General features: G+C 34.4%; 17 protein-coding genes. 5 read left to right on the forward strand and 12 right to left on the reverse strand.

Annotated features, from left to right (window positions below; genetic code table 11):
* Positions 1-215: 215 nt before the first annotated feature.
* The 3 genes from rplM (at position 216) to rpsB (ending at position 2012) form a co-directional block, all read left to right on the forward strand.
* Positions 216-671 (forward strand): 50S ribosomal protein L13, encoded by a 456-nt coding sequence (gene rplM / locus AC5YGG_RS11785; protein ID WP_027375420.1) that lies wholly within the window; start codon positions 216-218, stop codon positions 669-671.
* A gap of 6 nt (positions 672-677) precedes the next feature.
* Entirely contained in the window at positions 678-1064 is a 387-nt protein-coding gene (gene rpsI, locus AC5YGG_RS11790) for a 30S ribosomal protein S9 (RefSeq protein WP_007843277.1), read from the forward strand.
* A 186-nt stretch (positions 1065-1250) separates the two neighbouring features.
* Entirely contained in the window at positions 1251-2012 is a 762-nt protein-coding gene (gene rpsB / locus AC5YGG_RS11795) for a 30S ribosomal protein S2 (protein WP_034692922.1), read from the forward strand.
* 462 nt (positions 2013-2474) lie between these two features.
* On the opposite strand, the gene AC5YGG_RS11800 is transcribed toward rpsB, so the two are convergent.
* The 7 genes from AC5YGG_RS11800 to tsf all read right to left on the reverse strand — a co-directional run bounded on the left by AC5YGG_RS11800 (position 2475) and on the right by tsf (position 13179).
* Positions 2475-2918 carry a DUF6759 domain-containing protein gene (locus tag AC5YGG_RS11800; protein WP_496144691.1) on the reverse strand — a complete coding sequence of 148 codons (444 nt, stop codon included), beginning with the start codon at positions 2916-2918 and terminating at the stop codon, positions 2475-2477.
* Positions 2919-2963: 45 nt separating this feature from the next.
* Entirely contained in the window at positions 2964-3641 is a 678-nt protein-coding gene (trmB, locus tag AC5YGG_RS11805; RefSeq protein ID WP_496144692.1) for a tRNA (guanosine(46)-N7)-methyltransferase TrmB, read from the reverse strand.
* Between the two features lie 100 nt (positions 3642-3741).
* Positions 3742-4515 (reverse strand): DUF6759 domain-containing protein, encoded by a 774-nt coding sequence (locus tag AC5YGG_RS11810; protein WP_496144693.1) that lies wholly within the window; start codon positions 4513-4515, stop codon positions 3742-3744.
* Between the two features lie 240 nt (positions 4516-4755).
* Positions 4756-5550, reverse strand: a complete 795-nt coding sequence (locus AC5YGG_RS11815) for a hypothetical protein (RefSeq protein WP_496144694.1) — start codon at positions 5548-5550, stop codon at positions 4756-4758.
* A 185-nt stretch (positions 5551-5735) separates the two neighbouring features.
* Complete coding sequence (locus tag AC5YGG_RS11820; RefSeq protein ID WP_496144695.1) at positions 5736-9131, reverse strand: FIDD domain-containing protein; 3396 nt, start codon at positions 9129-9131, stop codon at positions 5736-5738.
* A 112-nt stretch (positions 9132-9243) separates the two neighbouring features.
* Positions 9244-12072 carry a T9SS type B sorting domain-containing protein gene (locus AC5YGG_RS11825; protein ID WP_496144696.1) on the reverse strand — a complete coding sequence of 943 codons (2829 nt, stop codon included), beginning with the start codon at positions 12070-12072 and terminating at the stop codon, positions 9244-9246.
* Between the two features lie 282 nt (positions 12073-12354).
* On the reverse strand, positions 12355-13179 hold the full coding sequence (gene tsf / locus AC5YGG_RS11830) for a translation elongation factor Ts (RefSeq protein ID WP_068944942.1): 825 nt from the start codon (positions 13177-13179) through the stop codon (positions 12355-12357).
* Between the two features lie 143 nt (positions 13180-13322).
* Between tsf and AC5YGG_RS11835 the strand changes: the two genes are divergently transcribed.
* Positions 13323-14087, forward strand: a complete 765-nt coding sequence (locus AC5YGG_RS11835; protein ID WP_496144697.1) for a DUF6759 domain-containing protein — start codon at positions 13323-13325, stop codon at positions 14085-14087.
* A gap of 57 nt (positions 14088-14144) precedes the next feature.
* On the opposite strand, the gene AC5YGG_RS11840 is transcribed toward AC5YGG_RS11835, so the two are convergent.
* Both AC5YGG_RS11840 and gltX read right to left on the reverse strand, forming a co-directional pair.
* Positions 14145-15101, reverse strand: coding sequence for an acetyl-CoA carboxylase carboxyltransferase subunit alpha (locus AC5YGG_RS11840; RefSeq protein ID WP_315025801.1), 957 nt, complete (start codon positions 15099-15101; stop codon positions 14145-14147).
* A gap of 49 nt (positions 15102-15150) precedes the next feature.
* Complete coding sequence (gltX, locus tag AC5YGG_RS11845; protein ID WP_496144698.1) at positions 15151-16659, reverse strand: glutamate--tRNA ligase; 1509 nt, start codon at positions 16657-16659, stop codon at positions 15151-15153.
* Between the two features lie 408 nt (positions 16660-17067).
* Between gltX and AC5YGG_RS11850 the strand changes: the two genes are divergently transcribed.
* Complete coding sequence (locus AC5YGG_RS11850; RefSeq protein ID WP_496144699.1) at positions 17068-18480, forward strand: MAC/perforin domain-containing protein; 1413 nt, start codon at positions 17068-17070, stop codon at positions 18478-18480.
* A 95-nt stretch (positions 18481-18575) separates the two neighbouring features.
* On the opposite strand, the gene AC5YGG_RS11855 is transcribed toward AC5YGG_RS11850, so the two are convergent.
* Genes AC5YGG_RS11855 through AC5YGG_RS11865 form a run of 3 tightly spaced genes read right to left on the reverse strand, consistent with a single transcriptional unit; the run spans position 18576 to position 20792 of the window.
* Positions 18576-19484, reverse strand: a complete 909-nt coding sequence (locus AC5YGG_RS11855) for a glycosyltransferase family 2 protein (protein ID WP_496144700.1) — start codon at positions 19482-19484, stop codon at positions 18576-18578.
* On the reverse strand, positions 19484-20590 hold the full coding sequence (locus tag AC5YGG_RS11860) for a DegT/DnrJ/EryC1/StrS family aminotransferase (protein WP_496144701.1): 1107 nt from the start codon (positions 20588-20590) through the stop codon (positions 19484-19486). Before AC5YGG_RS11860 ends, AC5YGG_RS11855 begins: the two co-directional genes overlap by 1 nt.
* Positions 20580-20792: a hypothetical protein gene (locus AC5YGG_RS11865; protein ID WP_496144702.1), complete on the reverse strand. Its 213-nt coding sequence runs from the start codon at positions 20790-20792 to the stop codon at positions 20580-20582. Before AC5YGG_RS11865 ends, AC5YGG_RS11860 begins: the two co-directional genes overlap by 11 nt.
* Positions 20793-22039 lie beyond the last annotated feature (1247 nt).

Raw genomic sequence — 22039 nt, forward strand, 5'->3', positions numbered from 1 at the left:
TTGTGTTCTTAGAATCTTCTAAGCGTTTTTTTTCATCGCAGCAACAATTTACAAGATTTATGCCAAAATATAAAAACTGTTAAAATATAATGGTAGAAGGCTGAATAGCAGATATTCTATAGATTAAATGAAATATGTTTTTGGGTTACAAAAATAATTTGTACCTTTGCACACCCTTTTAGGGGTAAATTATGTTTAATCTTTAACTAAAACGTGTGAATACATTAAGTTACAAAACTGTTTCAGCGAACAAAGCTACTGCTAATAAAGAATGGGTTGTGGTAGACGCTGAAGGACAGCCGTTAGGAAGACTAGCTTCTACGGTTGCAAAGATTTTGAGAGGTAAGCACAAAACGAACTTTACACCTCACGTAGATTGTGGTGATAACGTAATCGTTTTGAATGCTGGGAAAATTACGCTTTCCGGAAACAAGTGGGCTGATAAGACTTATATCTGGCATACAGGATACCCTGGTGGACAGAAGTCTATGACTGCGGCTGAACTTCAAAAGAAAGATTCTTTAAAGGTATTAGAGAAATCTGTAAAAGGTATGTTGCCTAAAAACAGATTAGGTGCTGCTATCCTTAAGAACCTTTATTTATATGAAGGAACTGAGCACAAACATGAAGCTCAACAGCCTAAAACAATTAATGTTAACGAATTTAAATAATTAATTATGTCTATAGTTCACAAAATCGGAAGAAGAAAAACTTCTGTAGCTAGAGTTTATGTAAAACCAGGTTCTGGAAACATTACAGTAAACGGTAAAGATGCTAAAGAATATTTCTCTACAGACGTGATGGTTTACAAATTAAACCAACCGTTCATCCTTTCTGAGACTGTTGGTCAGTATGACGTTACCGTAAACGTATTCGGTGGTGGTAATACAGGTCAGGCAGAAGCTATCAGATTAGGTATTTCAAGAGCTTTATGCGAAATCAACGCTGAGTTCAGATTAGCATTAAAGCCAGCTGGTTTACTTACAAGAGACGCAAGAATGGTGGAAAGAAAGAAGCCAGGTCAGAAAAAAGCAAGAAAGAGATTCCAATTCTCAAAACGTTAATTTTTTTTCAGACATCAGATTGGAGATGTCAGATTTCGGACTTTTTTTGTCTGGTATCTTATATCTGAAATCTATTAATCTTAAATTTAAAATTGCCCGTTACGTTTAGCATCCAAACGCTTCTCCCATCTAAAGAAGTTGTTGATTGTTTAAAAGACGGAAAGTAAACTAACAAAAACAGAAAACATGGCAAAAGCAAATGTAAAAGACCTTTTAGAGGCTGGCGTACACTTCGGTCACATGACTAGAAAGTGGAACCCAAATATGGCTCCATACATTTTTATGGAGAAGAACGGTATTCACATTGTAGACTTACATAAAACAGCAGTTAAATTAGATGAGGCGTGCAGCGCTTTAGAAAAATTAACTTCTGCAGGTAAAAAAGTTCTTTTCGTAGCTACTAAGAAGCAAGCGAAAGAAGTGGTTGCAAAACACGCTTCTGAACTTAATATGCCTTATATTACAGAAAGATGGCCTGGAGGTATGTTAACGAACTTCGTTACAATCAGAAAGGCGGTAAAGAAGATGAACTCTATCGACAAAATGAAAAAAGACGGTACGTTCGAAACTTTATCTAAAAAAGAAAGATTACAAGTTGACAGACAAAGAGCTAACCTAGAGAAGAACTTAGGTTCTATCGCTGACATGGTGAGACTTCCTTCTGCTGTATTTGTAGTTGACATCTTAAGAGAACACATCGCGGTAACTGAAGCTAAGAAATTAGGTATTCCAGTTTTCGGTATCGTTGATACAAACTCTGACCCAAGAAAAGTTGATTTCGTTATCCCAGGAAACGATGATGCTTCTAAGTCTATTGATATGATCCTTAGCGTAGTTTCTGAATCTATCAAAGAAGGTCAGTCTCAAAGAAAAGCTGATAAAGAAAAATCTAAAGAAGAAGGAGAAAAAGTATCTGCTGATACAGATGCTGATTTCGATGCTGAATAATTAAAGGTTTTCTTTAATATAGGAAAAACGCTGGATCTAGGTCCAGCGTTTTTTTGTTTATACAAAATGAGTTTAAAGTATCTCTGTAATGATGTATTATGGTTTTTCTTAAAATGGAAAATGATTGAATGAGGGGGCAAAAATTGGAGCTAATTTTATGGAAGAAACACTTTTTTTAATCGTAAAGAAAGACGTCAAATGTTTTACTTTAGGAAGCTAAGAAGGGCAACTGTGTCGCTGAAAAAGCTTTGTGAATAGGTATTCGCTTAGAAAGAATCAATGAAATTAATTCATCCTTTGCTTTCTTAAGAATATAAGATAAGATTATAAAACTTTGCGTCAAATTAAATTCCATAACACCTAACAATGTAATCCCCAGTTTGAGACTAATCCATTATTAATAGCTATACTGACCGTTTAACTATGAAAAAGGAAACCCACAGTATGTCTGCGGGTTTTATTTTAATTTGTAAGTTTTATAGAGTATGAACTCGTAATAAACTTTGTAGATTGATAAGATGAATTACAAAGCATTCCGGACAATCTGTAGTTTTGATTTTTAGGAACCATTGTATAACCTATTTTTCCGGCACCTATGGGAATCTTTTTAAAGAAATTGTTTCCGCTTACGGTAAGTACCATATTGCAACGGGACTTATTTTCTACAGAGATGGAAGTTCTGGGATTAGCCGGATCATCATTATTGAGAAGATCGTTGAGTACCTCTGTTGTTTCCGGTTTATAGGTTTTGATAAGCTCATTGTATTCTCTTTCCGTATTGGCTGCATTACCCGCATTACCACGATTATTAGTTGGATAAGGGTTCCTGATAGGATAACCGCCATAATTCACATTACAGCTGGTAAGAATCAGTGATACTCCTGCGAGAACGAATAGCTTTTTCATACCGTTTTATTTTTCCTTGATAGATTAATAAACTGAATCAGTTCATTAGTTGATACGAAATTTAATATAAGTAATTGTTTTCCCTTTAGATGAGAACAGTTCTTCATAATATGTTTTGATATCTCTCAAATGTTCTGTATCCGGATCATATTCGGGCGCTCCATAGATATCATGGTGGGCAGAAATGATCTCATATCCGGCACCTTGCAAATATCCTAAAGTATAGCCATGAAGAAACTCTGAATCTGTTTTTAAATGAACGATTCCGCCTGGTTTAAGAAACTTTTTATATCTGTTTAAGAAGTCAGGGTGAGTTAATCTATGTTTTGTTCTTTTATATTTAATTTGTGGGTCCGGGAAAGTAATCCAGATTTCATCCACTTCATTTTCTGCAAAGAAGTAATCTACAAGCTCAATCTGCGTTCTTAAGAAAGCCACGTTATTCATTCCATTGTCTACTGCTTCTTTGGCACCAAACCAAAATCTTGCTCCTTTGATATCAACCCCGATAAAGTTTTTTTCCGGGAACGTTTTTGCCAGTCCTACAGAATATTCTCCTTTACCACAACCTAGTTCAAGAACGATAGGATGATCATTTTTGAAGAAATTGTCTCTCCATTTACCTTTCAGTTCAAAGCCTGCTAAAGCATCTTCTCTTGTAGGTTGAATTACATTTGGTAATATCTTGTTTTCTGCAAATCTTGCTAATTTATTCTTGCCCATTGAGTCATTTATAAAATGACTGCAAAAATACTAAAATTTACATAGAATTAAGGGGTTTTAAAACTAAAAGACCTATGGCTAAGTTATTATATTGATTTGATTATTTTGCTGTTGTGCTTCCCAGTGCTACCATAATAGGTTTTTGAATGGTTTTTTGTGAAGCATACTGTGCACCGCACACCAGGCTGCTGAAAAGGTATTGCCCTTTCTCAATAACGATTGAGTTATCACTGTGAGCGGGGATAGCAAGCCTGTATTTTATGGTCCCTACACTTTCCATTCTTACAATAATATTACAGTCCGATTGATTCTGAATCAGGACAATACACTCCTTTGCATTAGGATCATTATCAAACAGAGAATTCAGGATTTTCACCGTTTTATTCTGATGTTCTACAGGTGATATGTTCATCAGCATGTTAAACTCTTCAGCTTCAGCATTGGGGATTGCTGCATTTGAAGCGGTATTTACAACAAATGTATTTTGGGCATTACTTGGAGTGTAAACCGTGGTAGATTGTTTGGCGGCCAGCTCAGCCTTGTATTTTGCAATTTGTTTTTGCTTAATGATCGCATTCATTTCATCAAAAGTAATCTTTGTAGAAGGTCTTCTTCGGAGCAAAGCAAGCATTTCCTGCATATCTTTTACCTTCTGATCTGCGGGATGGGCGTTTTTGATATATTCTTTCATCAGTTCCATTACCCTTGGTTTCAGTACTGAGCGTCTTGGATCATCGGGATGGGCATCCCTCAAAAAAGCGTTGATTTCATAGATGTTATTACTTTTGATAATATTACTATAGTCTTTCCCTCTTTTTTGGGCAGACAGACTAAAAAACATGACTGAGCCAATAAGTAAAAGTATTCTTTTCATTAATAAATATTAAGTTAGAAATGGTGTACTTCTCTTAATCTGTGTTTAGGTCTATAGTCTTTCTTTTTAATAACGAAATAGTATTATTTTTATTTTAAACACTTGATCGTGACATAAATTTACATATATTTTTGAATATTTGCGAAAAGTATTAGACAAAGTTTCAATAATCATGATTATATAATAAAAAATCCATGCACAATTATTGTACATGGATTTTTTGTTTGTTAATATAATCAATTATTTACTGTCAACGATTTCCTGAAGGTGAGAATTTCTTAATCTTCTCTGATAAATTGGAAGATACTTTTCAATAGGGATTTTTATTGCTTCAAAATTTCCTGCAAGAACATAAGCTTCAATATTTTCAGAACTGTAAACAAATTGCAGAAAGTTGTCTATCAGGTTTTCAGGGATTTTAAATCTCAGGAAATAGTCTTTACCAAGATAATTTTTAATCTGAGTAACAGAACTATTCATTTTTTCATAAGCAAGATAACGTTGTTTTTTCTTTCTTTCTCCGGAAAGAACGTCATAAATACTTTCTAGACTGAAAGTAAGTCCGCCATCTCTTAATCCGGCAACAGGTAGTTCCGGTGAATTTCCATCTCCTTTAGGCTCAGGAAGACCGATTACCTTTTTAATTGCAAGTCCTTTATCTTCTTTTCTAAGTGAATTTACATCATACCTAAGGTTTCCGGTAGGTTTGAATCTGCTGAGTACAATTTCCTGAATTTCATAATAAGCAATCTTAAGCTCCACCAGGTTTTTCTGCTCCATCAATTGTGGAGTTAGTTTTATATCTTTTCTTTCTGTAACAATAGAAGTAAATCGGATAACATCCCCGGGATTGGCAGGGACTGTAAAATTGCCGTTATAGTCGGTAAGAACAGTCTTTTGGGTGTTAAGGTTGGTAACATATACCTGATTAAGATACAGGATTGAGTTATCTCTTAAGAATACCTCTCCAGAGTATGTTTGAGCATTAATTTTTGCAAGAAAAATCAATAGCAACAGAGTAAACAGTTTCTTCATATAATTGGCAAAATTACATAGAAATACAGCAATTTGTGCTTATTTAGATAAGGAATAGTGGTTAAAGTTATATTAAACTTTAGCATTAATTTGTTAATGAGTGTTATAAAAGCATTTTAAAATTATATTTTGACGAAAAATATAAAGAATAAGGCTGAAATAACATGTTATTTCAGCCTTATTCTTTATCTGTGTCTTACCAGTAGCCAACTGGAATACTTTACGGAAACTGTTGATCCAAATTCTGTCCAGCTGATAAAATACCAATAGGTTGCGGTGGGTACATATCTGCCACCCACTCTTCCGTCCCAGGTATATCTGTTTTCCGGGCTACCTCTGAAAATCTCGGCTCCATATCTGTCAAAAATTCTGAAAACAAGGTTTTCATTTGCCATTAAAGCAGAGTAATCAACGGCTTCATTACGACCATCCCCATTGGGTGTAATGGTATTGATAAGGTTAATAATAGCAAATTCTTTTTTTACTTCTGCACATCGCTTAGAATCCCTTACGAAGACCTGATGAGCTCCTCTCGGAACATTATTAAAAATATTTGAGGTTTGCCATATTACTCCGTCAAGAGAATATTCATAAGGAGGATTACCGCCCGTTACCCCTATTTTTACGTTCGTACCATCAATTTCAATGGAGCTGATAACCGGAAGTTGATATTCTGTAACATTCACCAATTGCTTGTAAGTGCAGCCATTAAAAGTAAGCTCCACCCAATAACTTCCTGCAGGAACATTATTAATAGAAGAAGTGGTGGCTCCGGTACTCCATAAATATTTATCAAATCCAGGTCCGGCATCCAGCTTGGTAGTTGCCTGAGGGCAGATACTCTGATCTATTAATACATCTGATTTTTTAGGAATCTTAATGTTGATTGTAATAGATTCTACTTCCGGACAAACTCCATTTTTTTCAAAACGGATATAGAATGTCTGAGAGTTTGTAATATTTACTGTTGGAGCAATCGGGCTGATATTGTTTCGTGCATTAGCAAGACTTTCATGAAATGTATATGTCACGCCAGGGTCTAATGTAAACTGAGGGATAAATTGTGCCAGGTTTACAGACTTTAAACCATCTAAGTCATCATCGCATACGCTTTGGGTAACAGCTCTTGTTAATAATGGAACTCTGGGACCGATACTAAGCTGTAGAGGTTTGATTACTGTTGCACATCCATCCGGAGAATCTACTCTGATATAAATTGTAGTAGGTGCTGTATAGTTCCAGTTATTAGGAAGAGTATTGTTGTTTCCCGCATTAGCATTGGTTAAATCCTGGTAGTATCTTACTGTAAAATAAGTAGGGTTATTTAATACAATGGGCGTTATATTAGACAGCGTAATTTCAACTGTTCCATCAAGATTATCATCACAGAAGGTTCCATTGTAATTATCTACAACGATGGCTTTATTGTATAGAGAAAGGGTAATCTGGGCAATACTTTTACATCCGATATTGTTTTTTACTACGGCATAAATGATTGTTCCATTAGGGGCAGTATACGAGGTGTTTCCTGTGATCAATGTTGCAGGATTCTCTGTTTGAGCGTCGGCTAATGTCGGGTAATACGTGATATTAACAGGAGAGGCAGACGTTACATTGGCAGTTGTTAAGTTAAATGTTCCCTGTCCGTTGATATCACATGCTGATAGTGTTACATTTGTTACCGTAATCGGTGTAATATTAATATTTACGGTGACGGTTTCGCAATCCGGGAAATCTGTGTCATTACCGCAGAAAGTATAAGTGAAAGTATCATTTCCTGCAACTCCGGGTGTGTTTATGGTATAGGTAATCACTCCGGTAGCCGGATTAATTACAGCGGTGCCTAATGTGGGCGGAGTAGTAATTGCAATAGTACTTATTACTGGTGTTTGAGTTGAATTACTGAAACTTGGAGTAATAGCTTGTGTGTTACAAACATTATAAGCGGTGTTTGTTAATTTGGTGCAGTTTAAGACCTTGTATCGTTCAGTAACCAGTGGTGCACAGCTTCCCATTGTTACGGAGCAGGTATAATATCCGGACTGTGTAGGGGTGATGGAAGATCCGGTAGCTCCGTTGATAAGTATTCCGTTTCTGTACCATTGGTAGGTGTCATAAATAATAGGGTCTACTGTAAGCTCTATTCCGGGGGCACAATCTCCACCGGATTTTAAAATAACAGGTTGTGTAGGAAAACCTGCGAAAAAACCTCCGTAGCCTACCGCATCACTTCCTGCTGTAATTCCTCCGGTGATGGCTTTGGTAGAAGTGATGGTTATTGTTCCGGTAGTATTCGGGATTCCATAGGTTACCCAATTGGTAGTTCCTGTCATATTATAAGGTCCGCTGCTGGTGGGAGGATCTATTCCGTTTACTTTTACGATGGCTCCTCTTTCAGTAATAAGATTAAGTTTTGTAGGAATATTAAGGATTCCTGAAGGATTTCCGTTTGAAAGAACGAAGTTTTCATCAATAAATCCGAGTTCATTAATTTGCTTGGGAAGATAACAATTGAGAGCAGGGATGAAATTGAATCCTCCCGTAGCTACTTCATTTCCGGTAGCCGAGCCACCTGCTAAAAGCTGATAAACATAAGCGTTTTTAGATGTTTTAATATATAGGTTAAAATGTCCTCCTCCCTGATTGCTGTATTTGGAGTCTGGAATTACAAAATACTTTCCGGTATTAATGGTGGCAACAGGTATGGTTTCATTGTTTACGTAGATTTGAGTGTTGTCTTCGGTAGCAATAACGAGCGCTCCTTCCATATTGGCACCAATGTTTCCGTTGCCTTTTACCAAAGCAAATTCATTTCCTAATCTGTTGACGGGTACTGCCTGATCCATTAAAATATCTGAGCTGGTAGAGAAATTTCCGGCATATTGTCCGTTAAAGTTTCCGTTGGTGACATTTACAGGCTTGTTTGCTGTTATTTTTGCTCCGATAAACCCATCAAAGTTGCCGGTGATATTTCCAATTCCGTCAATAATGTAGGATTGTCCCTTATTTAAGGTAAATGTCATTGTAGGGTTGGTAGCTCCGGTTGTGCCATTTGAAAACTGAACTAAAGGGCTATAGCCTGTAATGGTAACTGTAGTATTGTTTTCCGTAGCCAAAACGCTGGTCATAAAATTAAGAATGTCATAGCTTACGGAAATGGGTGCTGATGCGGCAAAGAAATTATTTCCAGTAGAAGGAATTCCTTTTGAGGTAATGATTTCGGCATGATTGAATACAGAAAATCTTAAGTTGGCATAAAATGGAAATTCAGCCTTTAAGTATAAACCTTTTGTTGTGGGTGTGAACAAATCGGTTTGTTGGGTTGTGATTATATAATTTCTTAAAACGTCAAATTTCTGGGGGCTATTTTTACTGATATTAACTGTTCCAATCAGTACATTATTGTTATAAATACTTACCGGAAACGGAGTTGTTCTGTTCGTAGAAAGGTAAAGTTTCTGATAAGGGTTGGGTGCGCCGGACCTGTCTACCATCGGAGCAAACCAATGTTCTCTGTCCAATTGAGCGAATGTTGAGGAGAAAAAATAAAATAATAGTAAAAAAGATAGAAATTTCTTCATTCAGTAATCGTATTTATCACAAATTTAATAATAAAATATATTGTATTGTTGAAAATATAATAAAAAACCACGATTTAAATATCGTGGTTTATGAAATTTTGTATTCGAATTGTTATTCTCTGTTTTTTACGAGCACCCAGCCTGTGTATTTTACTGGAGTTCTTTCTTTATTAGATTCATTCCAATTGATATGGTACCAATAAGTGCCGGTTACCATTTTCTTATCAAAATGTTTTCCATCCCATTTGTAGTTGTTGAATTTATTTCCGGTAAATACCATATTTCCATATCTGTCATATACTACAAAAGAAAGGTTATCCTTATAAGACAATTCACTGTAATCTATAAAGTCATTTACATTATCTCCATTAGGAGTAATCGCGTTTAATAGATTTGGAACTGTAATTTCTACCGCAACAGGAGTACAGTTATAAGCATCTTTTACATAGAAAGTATGCTGCCCTCTGGATAATCCTGTAAAGGTATTTGAATCTTGCCAGTTACCTGTACCGTCAACAGCATATTTATAAGGAGCTTTTCCACCGGCTACAATTACAGATGCATTATTGTTACTAATTTCTATAGTCTGTATTACAGGATCTTCGGATTTTTTTACTCTTACGATCTGAGTAAGGAAACATCCGTTTTTACTTAAAGTTACCGAATATTCACCTACACCCACATTTCTGATTCCGGAAGTAGTAGCTCCTGTGTTCCATAAGTATGAATCATATCCAGGTCCGGCATCCAGGTTCGTTCTGGCATCTATACAAATATATTGATCTACCAGGACAGGAGATTTTTTAATAGGAAGAGGAACGAGCTCAATTTTTGCATTGGCTGTACATCCTTCATTGGTTGTTATTTTCACAAATACAAAACCTCCGGTTGCCGGGAATTTATCCGCTGCAGTAATTTCGTTTATTCCGGCATTCAAGTCATTTAATGTACGGTAGTATTTTTTAGTAACAGCAGTGTAATCTGTAACTTTAGCTTTCGTAAGATCAAAGTAAGCATAAGGATCTACATCATACCAACAAGCAGTAATAGAAGCATCTTTTACCACGAAAGGTACTACAGTTAGCTCAAGGGTAATTTCTTCACAATCTGTAAACTCAGCATTGTCTCCACAGAATGTGTAAACTATTTTATCCGGACCTTCATAATTGGCATTTGGAGTATAAGTAATGGTGCCGTTAGGATTTACAACTGCAGTTCCTTTTGTAGGAGGTGTAAGGATTTTTACAGTAGTCGCCACCGGAGTCTGGGTAGAAGAGGAGAAAGCTGGTGTAATAACCTTTGTAGCACAGATGGCAAGAGTCTGCTTAGTTAATTTCAGACAGTTCTGTACTTTGTAGATCGGTGTAGTAACAGGCGGGCATGTTCCCATAGTTACTTTTACCGTATAATTTCCCGATTGTGTAGGGGTATGAGTATAAGCTGTCGCTCCTGGAATAGCTACACTATTTCGATACCATTGGTAAGTTTCATATCCGTCATCTACTTCCAGAATAAGACCGGGAACACATTCTCCTGATTTTTTCGAAATTACAGGGATAGAAGAGAAACCGGCAAAGTACCCTCCATATCCTGCAGAGCCATATCCTCCATTGATACCAGCTGTTACAGCTTTTGTAGAAGTAATAACAAGATTATCTATCACTTCAGGTATTGCATATGTTACCCATTGTGTATTTCCTGTTAAAGGAAACGGTCCCTGATCTGCACTTGGTGGGTTACCATTTACCAATACAGTGGCTCCTGTTTCTGTTAAAATATTCAGCTTTAATTTAATTGAATTGGTTGCAATACCAGGCATTTCATTAATCTTACCAATTTCATCAATTTTTCTTGGTAAGAAGCAGTTCAATGGTGGTATATAGTTAAAGCCATTGGTTGCATCACTATTCTCAATTCCAATAAACTGATATAAATAAATATTTTTAGATGCTGAAATATACATATTGGAGTGATTACCAGCGCCAGGCTGAAGCGCATAGCTGGTTTCATCAATTCTGTAATATTGTCCTTCACTTAAGCTGGCAACAGGATTGGTTGATCCATTTATATAAATGTCTGTATTATCTTCTGTAGCAATAATAAGTCCTCCTTCCATATTTAACTCTGGTCTGAGTGATCTGGTTTTTACCATTGCGAAAGTATTACCTAACCTTTCTACAGGAACAGATTGATCAAGAATGGGATCGGAACCGGTTGGAGATTTTGTAAAGTTTGCATTACAGCTCCCGTTGGTAAGCGTTACTGGCTTGTCTGAAACAATTTTTGCTCCGGTAAAGAGTCCTTTACTGTCAGTTGAAGGGTTATCATTTCCAGTAAAAATAAAGGACTGCCCTTTCTGTAAAATAAAAGTTTTTGTATTTCCTGTAAATGTTCCGCTATTCGTAAAAGTAACATTGTTATTCCATGATACAGTCACATTAGTGTTGTCTTCAGTAGCAAGAATACCGGCAGTAAAATTATAAAATGAATTTGTAGCTAAATTAAAAGTACTTGGGCTGGTCGCAACATAGAATTTTTTACCAATCCCGGCTTTCCCTTTGCTGGTGATGATCTCACCATGAATGGATTGAGCCATTCTTAAACTACAATAAAAAGGCTTATCTCCTTTTAAATATAGACCTTTATTGATAACAGTAAAAGCATCAGCATCAGCAGTAGAAGATATTCGTGCTTTATCAACATCATAGATCTGTGGATTCCCCTTACTCACTGTGACCGTTGTAAGAAGAGTATTATTACTGAATATTTGGACAGGAAAAGGAGTGACAGAATCAGTAGAAATATACAATCTGTTATTGTATACATTACTTACGCCAGGTGATACAAAATAAGGAGCGATCCAATGCTCGGTATCCCTTTGCGCAAAAAGGGTATTAATTGATAAAAAAATTAATGCCAGACTGAGTAGAAATCTTTTCATGAATGTGGGAATTAGGATTTCTACAAAATAAAAATCCAAATATGTTTGAAAAATTGGAAATAAATATTGATGTTTATTTCCAATTCTTGATTAATTGCTGTCCTGAATGTAAATTTAGTAATTCAGAGTGCGTTTGGGGCTGGAAATGAATTTCTTCTATTGAATTTCCCCAATATGATTGTTTTTAAACTATAAACAGAAGATATCTTATTAAAAGAAAAAGATAAGCACAAAAAATCCCGATGAAAATCATCGGGATCAAATATTTTTTTGAAGTATGGATTATAAGCTTACTCTGATAAATCCTGTTACTTTTAGATCTGCGTTTACAGATTTTACATAGTCAGCAACTGAGATACTAGAATCCTTAATGAAATCTTGGTGTACCAAAGTGTTGTCTTTGTAGAATCTCTGCATTTTACCTTTCAGGATATTGTCGATAATGTTTGCAGGCTTACCTTCTTCAGTAAGTTTGTGTCTTTCGATCTCTAATTCTTTGTCGATAGTTTCCTGAGAAACTTTAGTTTCGTCAAGAGCGATTGGGTTCATCGCAGCAGCTTGCATAGAAACAGATTTAGCAACTTCATCAGCTCCGTCTACTTTTGCAGAAAGAGAAGTGATGGCAGCAATTTTGTTTCCAGCGTGGATGTAAGCTCCTAGGAATGGTCCTTCGATTCTTTCGAATGTACCGATTTCGATTTTTTCACCGATAACACCTGTCTGCTCAATTAATTTCTCAGCAACAGTCATTCCGTGGAAATCTGTAGCTAATAATTCTTCTTTAGTAGCAGCGAAGATTGCCATCTCAGCTAATTCGTAAGCTAGCTCGATGAAAGCTTCGTTTTTACCAACGAAGTCAGTCTCACAGTTTAAAGAGATAATAGCACCTAAAGTGTTATCCTCATTTACTCTTGCGATTACAGCTCCTTCAGTAGATTCTCTGTCAGCTCTGTTAGCAGCAACTTTTTGTCCCTTTTTTCTAAGGATATCTACCGCTTTTTCGAAGTCTCCTTCAGCTTCAACTAGAGCTTTTTTGCAGTCCATCATACCTGCACCTGTTTGGTTTCTTAATTTAGCTACGTCTGCAGCAACTGGTGTATAAGACATAATATCTATTATTTTTTATTTAAGATTAGTATTAATTTTTAGCTTAATTTTAAAGCAGTGCAAAGATAATGATTTTAATGATAAACTAAAAAACGACTTTTCACGTTATTAATATATTTAATACTATTTTAAAGATTTGATTAATGAAAAAAGTCTTCTTTCTCCTTTTTATATGCATTTTCTCTCTGGGTTTTTCTCAAAAAAAGAAAAAAACAAAATCTAAAGCTGTCGTAGAAAAAGAAACAGTCATCATTTATACAGAACAAGAAGCTGAAACCTCCAAAGAAGCGAGGGTGATTGCCGGTTTTATCAAGCAGAATCCGGGGCACACCAGAACAGATTACTTTAAAAAAAGGCTGATGGAAATTATTATGGCAGATAATTCTCCTGAAGCAAAACCTACTATTAAGCCTATCAGTAAGGAGAAAATTGAAAAAATAGTTAAAAATAATGAGCTGAACAGTGGGAAAACAATCACTACAAACAATACAGCAGCCACTTCAAACAATATAAAGAATACCGATAAAATAAATGATGCGATCAATGCGCTGAAAGAAGAGAGAAGAGTAGCATATGCTTCAGCAGGGTCTGCAAAAAGCGCAGGAACCTCTAATTCGGGACCAAGTGAGGAGAATAAAAAGACAGCAGCAATGCTTACCCATCTTTTTAATAATGATATTAATAAAAATGAAGCATATATTAATATTAAGAATAGATCAAGCTGTAATCTGATCGTAAAAATCAGTGGTAAAAAATATTATAACTTAAGTGTTCCTGCGAAAGGACAGAATTTTATTCTGATAGATAAAGGAGAATATGTACTGACTACCATGGTATGTGATGCCAAATACTCATCATTAAAGAAAATTACTCAGGATATTGAGATCGCTCTCAATGTTGCTGAGTAACGAAGAAGAAAACTAAAGTAAAAAAGGTTAAGAAATTTTCTTAACCTTTTTTGTTTTTTATCCTTTAAACTGACCCATCGCAATGAATTTATCCTGTCTCTGGGTTTCAAGCTCCTGTCCTGTGAATTTAGAAAAAGCCTTAATATTTTGTAAAATAGAATTTTTCAAGTTTAAATAGGTAGTCTCCGTATCATAGTGAGCGCCTCCTAGAGGTTCTTCGATGATTCCATCAATGAATTTCTCTCTCAGTGCATCCTGTGGAGTAAGGTTTAATGCGTTGGCTGCATCTTCCTTGTGATCCCAGTTTCTCCATAAGATAGAAGAGCAGCTTTCCGGTGCAATTACGGTGTACCATGTGTTTTCCAACATATATACTTTGTTACCTACACCTATTCCTAATGCTCCACCACTCGCACCTTCTCCGATGATATAAGTGAAGATCGGAGTTTTTAGCTGAACCATTTCAAAAATATTTCTTGCAATAGCTTCACCCTGTCCTCTTTCTTCAGCTTCTAATCCTGGGTATGCTCCCGGTGTATCCACTAATGTTACTACAGGAATGTTGAATTTTTCAGCAAGCTTCATTAGTCTTAAAGCTTTTCTGTAACCTTCAGGATTTGGCATTCCAAATCTTCTGTGTTGTCTTTCCTTTGTAGTTCTTCCTTTTTGAGTCCCTATGATCATTACTTTTTGACCATCCAAGGTAATCAATCCTCCAATCATTGCCGGGTCATCAGCGAAATTTCTGTCTCCGTGAAGTTCTAAGAAACTGCCTTTGTCTGCCATTCCATTGATATAATCCAATGTATAAGGACGATCCGGATGACGGGACAGTTGTACTCTTTGCCAAGGTGTAAGATTTCCATAGATTTCTTTTTTCTTTTCTAAAATCTTATCCTCAATCTGGCTGCATGCTAATTTTACATCAACACCACTTTCTTCTCCTACTAAAGAACACGTCTGGTATTGGTCCATCAATTCTTTGATAGGAAGCTCGAAACTTAAATATTCCATTTCTTGAAGTAAATTAAATCTTTCAAATGTATGAAAAATTATGGTAATTTTATTTAAAATTATTTATAGCATTGCTTATTCTGGCGATACTTTCCTCTTTTCCAATGATTTCCAGAATGTCCGGAACGTCTGGTCCTTTTAGCTCTCCTACCAAAGATAAACGCAGAGGCATCATCACTTTACCCATTCCCAGACCTTTATTTTCCGCGAAATCATGCATCGTTTGCTTTAATGTTTCCGCAACAAAGTCTGTAGACTCAAACTGGGCAGCTAATTCTCCTAAAATGGCAGAAGTTTCGTCATTCCAAGCTTTTTTAGATGCTTTTTCATCATAAGAGGTCGGAGCTTCAAAGAAAAATCTTCCGTTTTCATAAATATCTTTAGGGAATGTAGCTCTTTCTTTCATCAGAGGAATTACTTTTAGAAGCTTTTCATCTGTAGCGTTGGAAAGATCAAGACCTGAATTTTTAAGCATTTCAAGAAGCTCAGCATCAGATTTCATCTGAATATACTGGTGGTTAAACCATTCAGACTTCTCTTTACTGAATCTTGCACCTGCCTTATGTACTTTATGAAGATCAAATTCTTTAATCATTTCATCTAAAGACAAAATTTCTTTATCATCAGAAGGAGACCATCCTAATAATGCTACCATATTAATGAATGCATCCGGAAGGTAACCGTTTTCTCTGTATCCTTTAGACACAATTCCTGTTGCAGGATCTTTAAAATCAAGCGGAAATACAGGGAATCCGAATTTATCACCATCTCTTTTGCTTAGTTTCCCTTTTCCTTCAGGCTTTAAAATTAGAGAAAGGTGTGCAAATTGCGGAGTTTCCCAACCCATTGCTTCATATAATAAAGTGTGTAATCCAAGAGATGGTAGCCATTCTTCACCACGGATCACATGAGAAATTTCCATTTCGTGGTCATCAATGATGTTGGCGAAGTGATATGTTGGCATTCCGTCATTTTTTACCAGAACTTTATCATCTAATGTATTGGTGTTAACAGCAGATTTTCCACGGATGATGTCTTCAAGATTCAATACTCTGTCTACAGGCATTTTGAACCTTACTACATATGGAGTTTTGTCATCCAGTAATCTTTGAACTTCTTCTTCAGAAAGGGCAAGACTGTTTCTTAAACTGTTTCGGGTTTTATTATCATAAGAGAAAACATCACCTCTTGCTTCATATTCTGCACGAACGGCATCCAGCTCTTCTGCAGTATCGAAAGCGATGTAGGCATAGTCTGTTTTTAAGATCTGCTCTGTATACCTGTCATAGATATCTCTTCTTTCAGATTGTCTGTAAGGAGCATATTTTCCTCCTTTTTTAGGACTTTCGTCAGGAATGATTCCACACCATTCTAAAGCTTCTTCAATATATTCCTCAGCTCCTTCTACATATCTTGCGGTATCTGTATCTTCAATTCTTAATACAAATTCTCCTCCTTGATTTTTAGCAAAAAGGTAATCATATAATGCAGTTCTTACGCCTCCCAAATGTAAAGGTCCTGTAGGACTTGGAGCAAAACGTACTCTTACTTTCTCCATTTCAATTTAAATTTTTGCAAATTTACTTAAAATTATGCGTTTACGGGATGATTTATGATTGCACTATATTTTTTGACTGTAATTTTTTCTTTCTTTCCTTTCATTGTCGTGAACTATAAGTTTTAAAATTCTAATTATTAAATTTTAATGTGCAATTATTACTTGTAATTTATGTTATGTATACTAAATTAATAAATAACTTTTTTATTCAATATTTATTTTTTTTTGTATAATGAGAAAATGTAATTATTTATTTAATTAAATCACGTTTTTGTGATGTCTATTGTGTTCATTAACAGTTGTTTGTGTGGTTTTTTTTGCATTCAATATTTAATGATATTAATCATTTTTTTTATTGTTTTTAAGAGATATAAAGTTTAGATTTGTTGCGAATTTTAAAATCACATTATGAGAAAACAAATTTTATTTTGCATCAACACAGCGTTGTTGCTTTTCATGGGGGCTTGTTCTTCTGAAAACCTAAGTAATGAATTTACTTCAGACAGTCCTGAAAAAGTTAATCGTTTATCAGCTTCAAAATTTGCAGGAGATGGAATTTATGATGTTCTTGGACATGGCTATAATGCTACTGGTGAATATGCTAATGCTAGTTCAGCTGGATTTAAAGTCGTAGATATTGACAGATTTAAGCTTGAACAGGGAGGGAGATTGATCTCTGAAAATACAAATACCCAGGAGTATGTTGAAGAATATGGTGAAAATGCAGAAAGCTATTCAAAAATGGTTTCAACTAAAATAGATGCTACAGTAGGAATTCCATTATTTAAAAAAGTTTTATCTGCAGGGTTTAATTCTGCAGTTACTACTAATCAAAAATTTGATGCTAAGTATATCTATGGAAGTTATAACCTTTTAATAAAACAGAGACGATTGAGATTGAACGCTACGACAGATATGTTGGCAGATTACATAACTCCGGAGTTTGCACAGGATCTGCAGACAAAAAGTCCACAACAGATTGTACAGGATTATGGAACTCATGTAGCAGTAGATATTTATACGGGTGCAAAAATGGATATTTTATTCCAGTCTGAGACCACCAACGAAGATCGTAGTCGTGCTGCAAGAATTGGAGTGAAAGTTGGAATGCTTAAAGTTTTTGATGCAGAAGTTCAGAATGATGTCAATACATCCGAATCTAATAAAAACTTTTCTAAAAAATTATCATTTAGAACAAGAGGAGGAGATCCTTCAAAAGGCTTGATAGGAGAATTAAATCTTGATCAGAATAATCCTAAAATTAATATAGCAAATTGGCAAAGTAGTTCTACAGTAAATAACTCAGTATTGGTAGATTTTGGAAATAACGGATTAGTGTTTATTTTTGATTTAGTAAAGGATCCGGTTAAAAAAGCGGCATTAAAAGCTTATGTTATTCAGTATCTAATTGACAATAAGGTAATATTGGATTATATTCCGGTTTCAGTGTATGGGTTCTATAGTAATGGAGATAAAGATCATTACCTATCTACATTATCTGGAGCACCATATAATTATCAGACTGAAGGTGAGATGTTTAAAGCTTATAGTTATAAAGCTCCCAATACCGTTCCTGTTTATCAATTCTATAGTAATAGTGATAAAGATCATTACTATTCAATCAATAAGGGGACACCTTGGAATTACTCTTATGAAGGAATTGCATTTTATGCAACGATGGATAGCTCTAAAAAACCAATTTATCAATTCTACAATGGAAGTGAGAGAGATCATTATTATATAGCTCCATCAACTCCGGGGCAAACTCCCGGGACGCCGTATAAATATGTGGCAGAAGGTATCCCTTTCTATGCTTACTAATAATAAAAAAATATATTGTCATAATAGAAGAAACCGCCTTGTGGCGGTTTCTTTTTTATACTATAATTTTATTTAAGAGATTGTTTATTTATATTTTACCTTAGCAATAATAGCTTTAAAAATAAAATCGGATTTTTATACTTCAATCTATATTTTTCTTTTTTCCATTCCAGTCTTAATTTTTCTTTTTCTGTCTCTGATTGAGCTTTTGATAGAAGAATTTCAAATTTAAAATGAAGAAGTTTTAGTTTATATTTTTGATAGAGCTTCTTATCAGATTTGATGTAATTAATATATTTAACAGTTACTTTCTCATAAGAATCTTTCATAAGTTCCCAGTTTCTGGAGAGGCTGGTAGAAAGAATCCTGTAGTAGAATAGTTTTTTATCAATAAATCCCAATTTATAACCTTTAGAGGCAAAGCGAAGATTCATATCCCAATCTTCCGTATTTACATTTTCATCAAAAGGAAGTTCTATCAGAAGTTGTCTTCTTACAAAAGTTCCTACGTTAGCAGTTTGATTTTCCGCAACATTTTCATGGAAAAAATTATCAATATTCTGAAGAATATGCTTTTTTTCTTTTTGAGTATATACATCAGTTGTTATATCCGTATCCTGAAGGTATTTATATCCATCTGTAAGAATAAAGTCAGCAGTATTTTTTGCTATGAAATTTATTTTTTCAGCTAAATTGTCTTCTGTATACCAATCATCTCCGGAAAGAATAGAAACATAGTCTCCTGAAGCATGAGAAACAAGAATATTTAAGTTCTTAGATACTCCAAAAATTTCAGTATTTTTAATAAGTTTACACTTGATTTCAAACTGTGAAGAAAGAACTTTTTCTGCGATCTCAAAGGTACTGTCCTTTGATGCATTATCCAAAAGTATTATTTCAAAATTAGAGTAAGTTTGCGAAATTGCAGACAAACAAGCCTGTTCTATGAATCTTTCATGATTCATCGTAATAATGACTAAACTTACTAAAGGCGGATTATTCATTATTCAAAACTATTGATTGCATCGATAATATAATCTACAGCTTCTTCTTCTAAAACAGGGCTTATTGGAAGGCTTAATACCTCATTGCTAAGTTGCTCGGTGATAGGGAACTTTAAGGAATTATATTCAGAATAACACTTTTGTAAATGTGGTGGAATAGGGTAATGAATGAGTGTATGAATACCTTTTTCAGACAGATATTTTTGAAGACGGTCTCTTTTACTACTTCTGATCACATATAAATGCCATACATGTTCCTGATCATTTGTATGCACAGATGGTAAGATAATACTAGGATTTGTTATTTCGCAGGAATACCTTTCGGCAATATGTCTTCTTTTGCCATTTTCCTCATCAATATACTTTAGCTTTACATTCAGTATACTTGCCTGTATTTCGTCTAATCTTGAGTTTAGCCCTTTATAAATGTTAACATATTTTTCATTGGAACCATAGTTTGCAATTGCTCTTATAGTAGCAGCAAGCTGATCATCATTGGTAGAAATAGCACCTCCATCTCCTAAAGCACCAAGATTTTTACCTGGATAGAAACTGAAGCCTGCAGCATCACCTAGGTTTCCTGTTTTAATATTATTATATACCGCACCGATTGCCTGTGCGTTATCTTCTATTAATTTAAGATTGTATTTTTTTATAATCTCAGAAAGCTGTGTGCTATATGCAGTTTTTCCATACAGGTGAACTGTCATTATTGCTTTGGTTCTTGGTGTAATTTGCTCTTCTATTTTATTAATGTCAATATTTTGATCATTAATATCAGGTTCTACAAATACAGGAGTCATATTATTATCTGTAATAGCTAGAATTGAAGCTATATAAGTATTCGCAGGTATGATAACTTCGTCACCTTTCTGAAATATTCCCAGCTCTATATAAGCTCTGATAATCAGTCTTAATGCATCAAGTCCATTAGCTACTCCAATAATATGTTTTACTCCAATATATTCAGCAAGATTTTTTTCAAACGTTTTTGTTTCAGCACCCTGAAGATACCATCCGCTGCGAAATGTTTTCAACAAATTATTTTCAATTTCTTCCTGATGAAGTAAGTTTATCTTTTGTAAGTCAAGAAATTTAATTTCCATAAATGGTAAAATATTTAGTTTTCTTAATAATTTTTTTTTGTTTTATCAGTTCAAGAGTAAAAGAACTGATATAAAATCCTTCCTTATAATAGTTTTGTGTATTATCTACAGCTATTATATTGTTTTTTAATTTTGATAGATCTTCTTTCCAATTAGGATATTCAACATCCATTTCCCAAGAAGCCTTGTTGGGAAAACTCATATTAATAATATCTAATATAGGAGAACCTGGTAAAAAAATAACGTCCTTATAATAATGGTTAATTTTCTTAGCTTCCAGAATGTAAAAGTACTCATTTTCTGAAATAAGCAGTCCTGAAATTGATCTGATATTTTTTGTGTAAGTATATTCCGTATTTAATAAGCTATCTGATAAATAGGTATACTTTACCCTATGAAAGAAAAATGTTATAAGTGTTAAAAACCACAAAGCAAGAAAGAATTTGTTCTTTTTTTCAATGAATTTGTAAAGAAAAATGAGAATGAAAAAAATAGGAGTATTGTAACCCCACGAAATCGAAGATGACCAAGCCAGGAATAACAGGAAAAAAATAAATTTATTTTCTGGCTCATATTTCCAAAATAGAACAAGAAGAATCAAAAATAAGGAATGTATTCCTAAAAATGTGCCCTGATTAAAAAGGGGGTAGATAATAACGGCAGGGAAAAGCATCAATAATAATAGCTCAACTGTACTTCTGTTGATTTTTGAAAAATAAAGTACAATCAAGCCTATAATAAAAGCAAAATTTATCAGTGTCTTATCTGAAAGATAAATAGCTATACTGCTTTGATAAAAATTTGCAGAAGCTGAAGATTTAAAAACCTGATTAAAAAAATCTCCAAAATTTTCCAGAATTCCATAATGGAACAGAGAAAACACAAGAAATATTGCTGCTGGAACAAAAACATAAAAATCTTTTTTATCCCATTGTCTATTTTTGTATACATTCACTAATATGATTAGACCTATCACAAAACTGAAGATGAAAAAAGATTGTTTTACAAGTGATGCTAAAACAAGAAAAAGTAATGAGCTTAAATACCATCTTTTCTTCAAAAAAAATAAAGAGAGAACAGAAAATAATATCCCGTCAATGGTATGCCAGGGCATAATCGGAAACGTATGTAAAAAACAGATCAGTAAAAAGACGGAGACCTGTATGCGTACCTTTTCAAAAATTAATTTTTGAATAATACAACAAATCATAAAGCTTTCCAGAATAACGATAATCCGGGAAACCAATATCAAATAATTGAATGTTTTTGGGAATATTTTAAGCAAATTATCCCAAAAAATAATACTGAAGAAAGGTCTTATATAATCAAAATCCTTATAAATTTTTTGACCAGCTTTTATTCTCTCTATCATAGATAATTGATAGCCAAGATCAAACTGGTTTATGGAATAAATACATATAAAAGCAAGATATATAATGGATAAGATGA

Source organism: Chryseobacterium sp. CS2K3 (assembly GCF_059515185.1).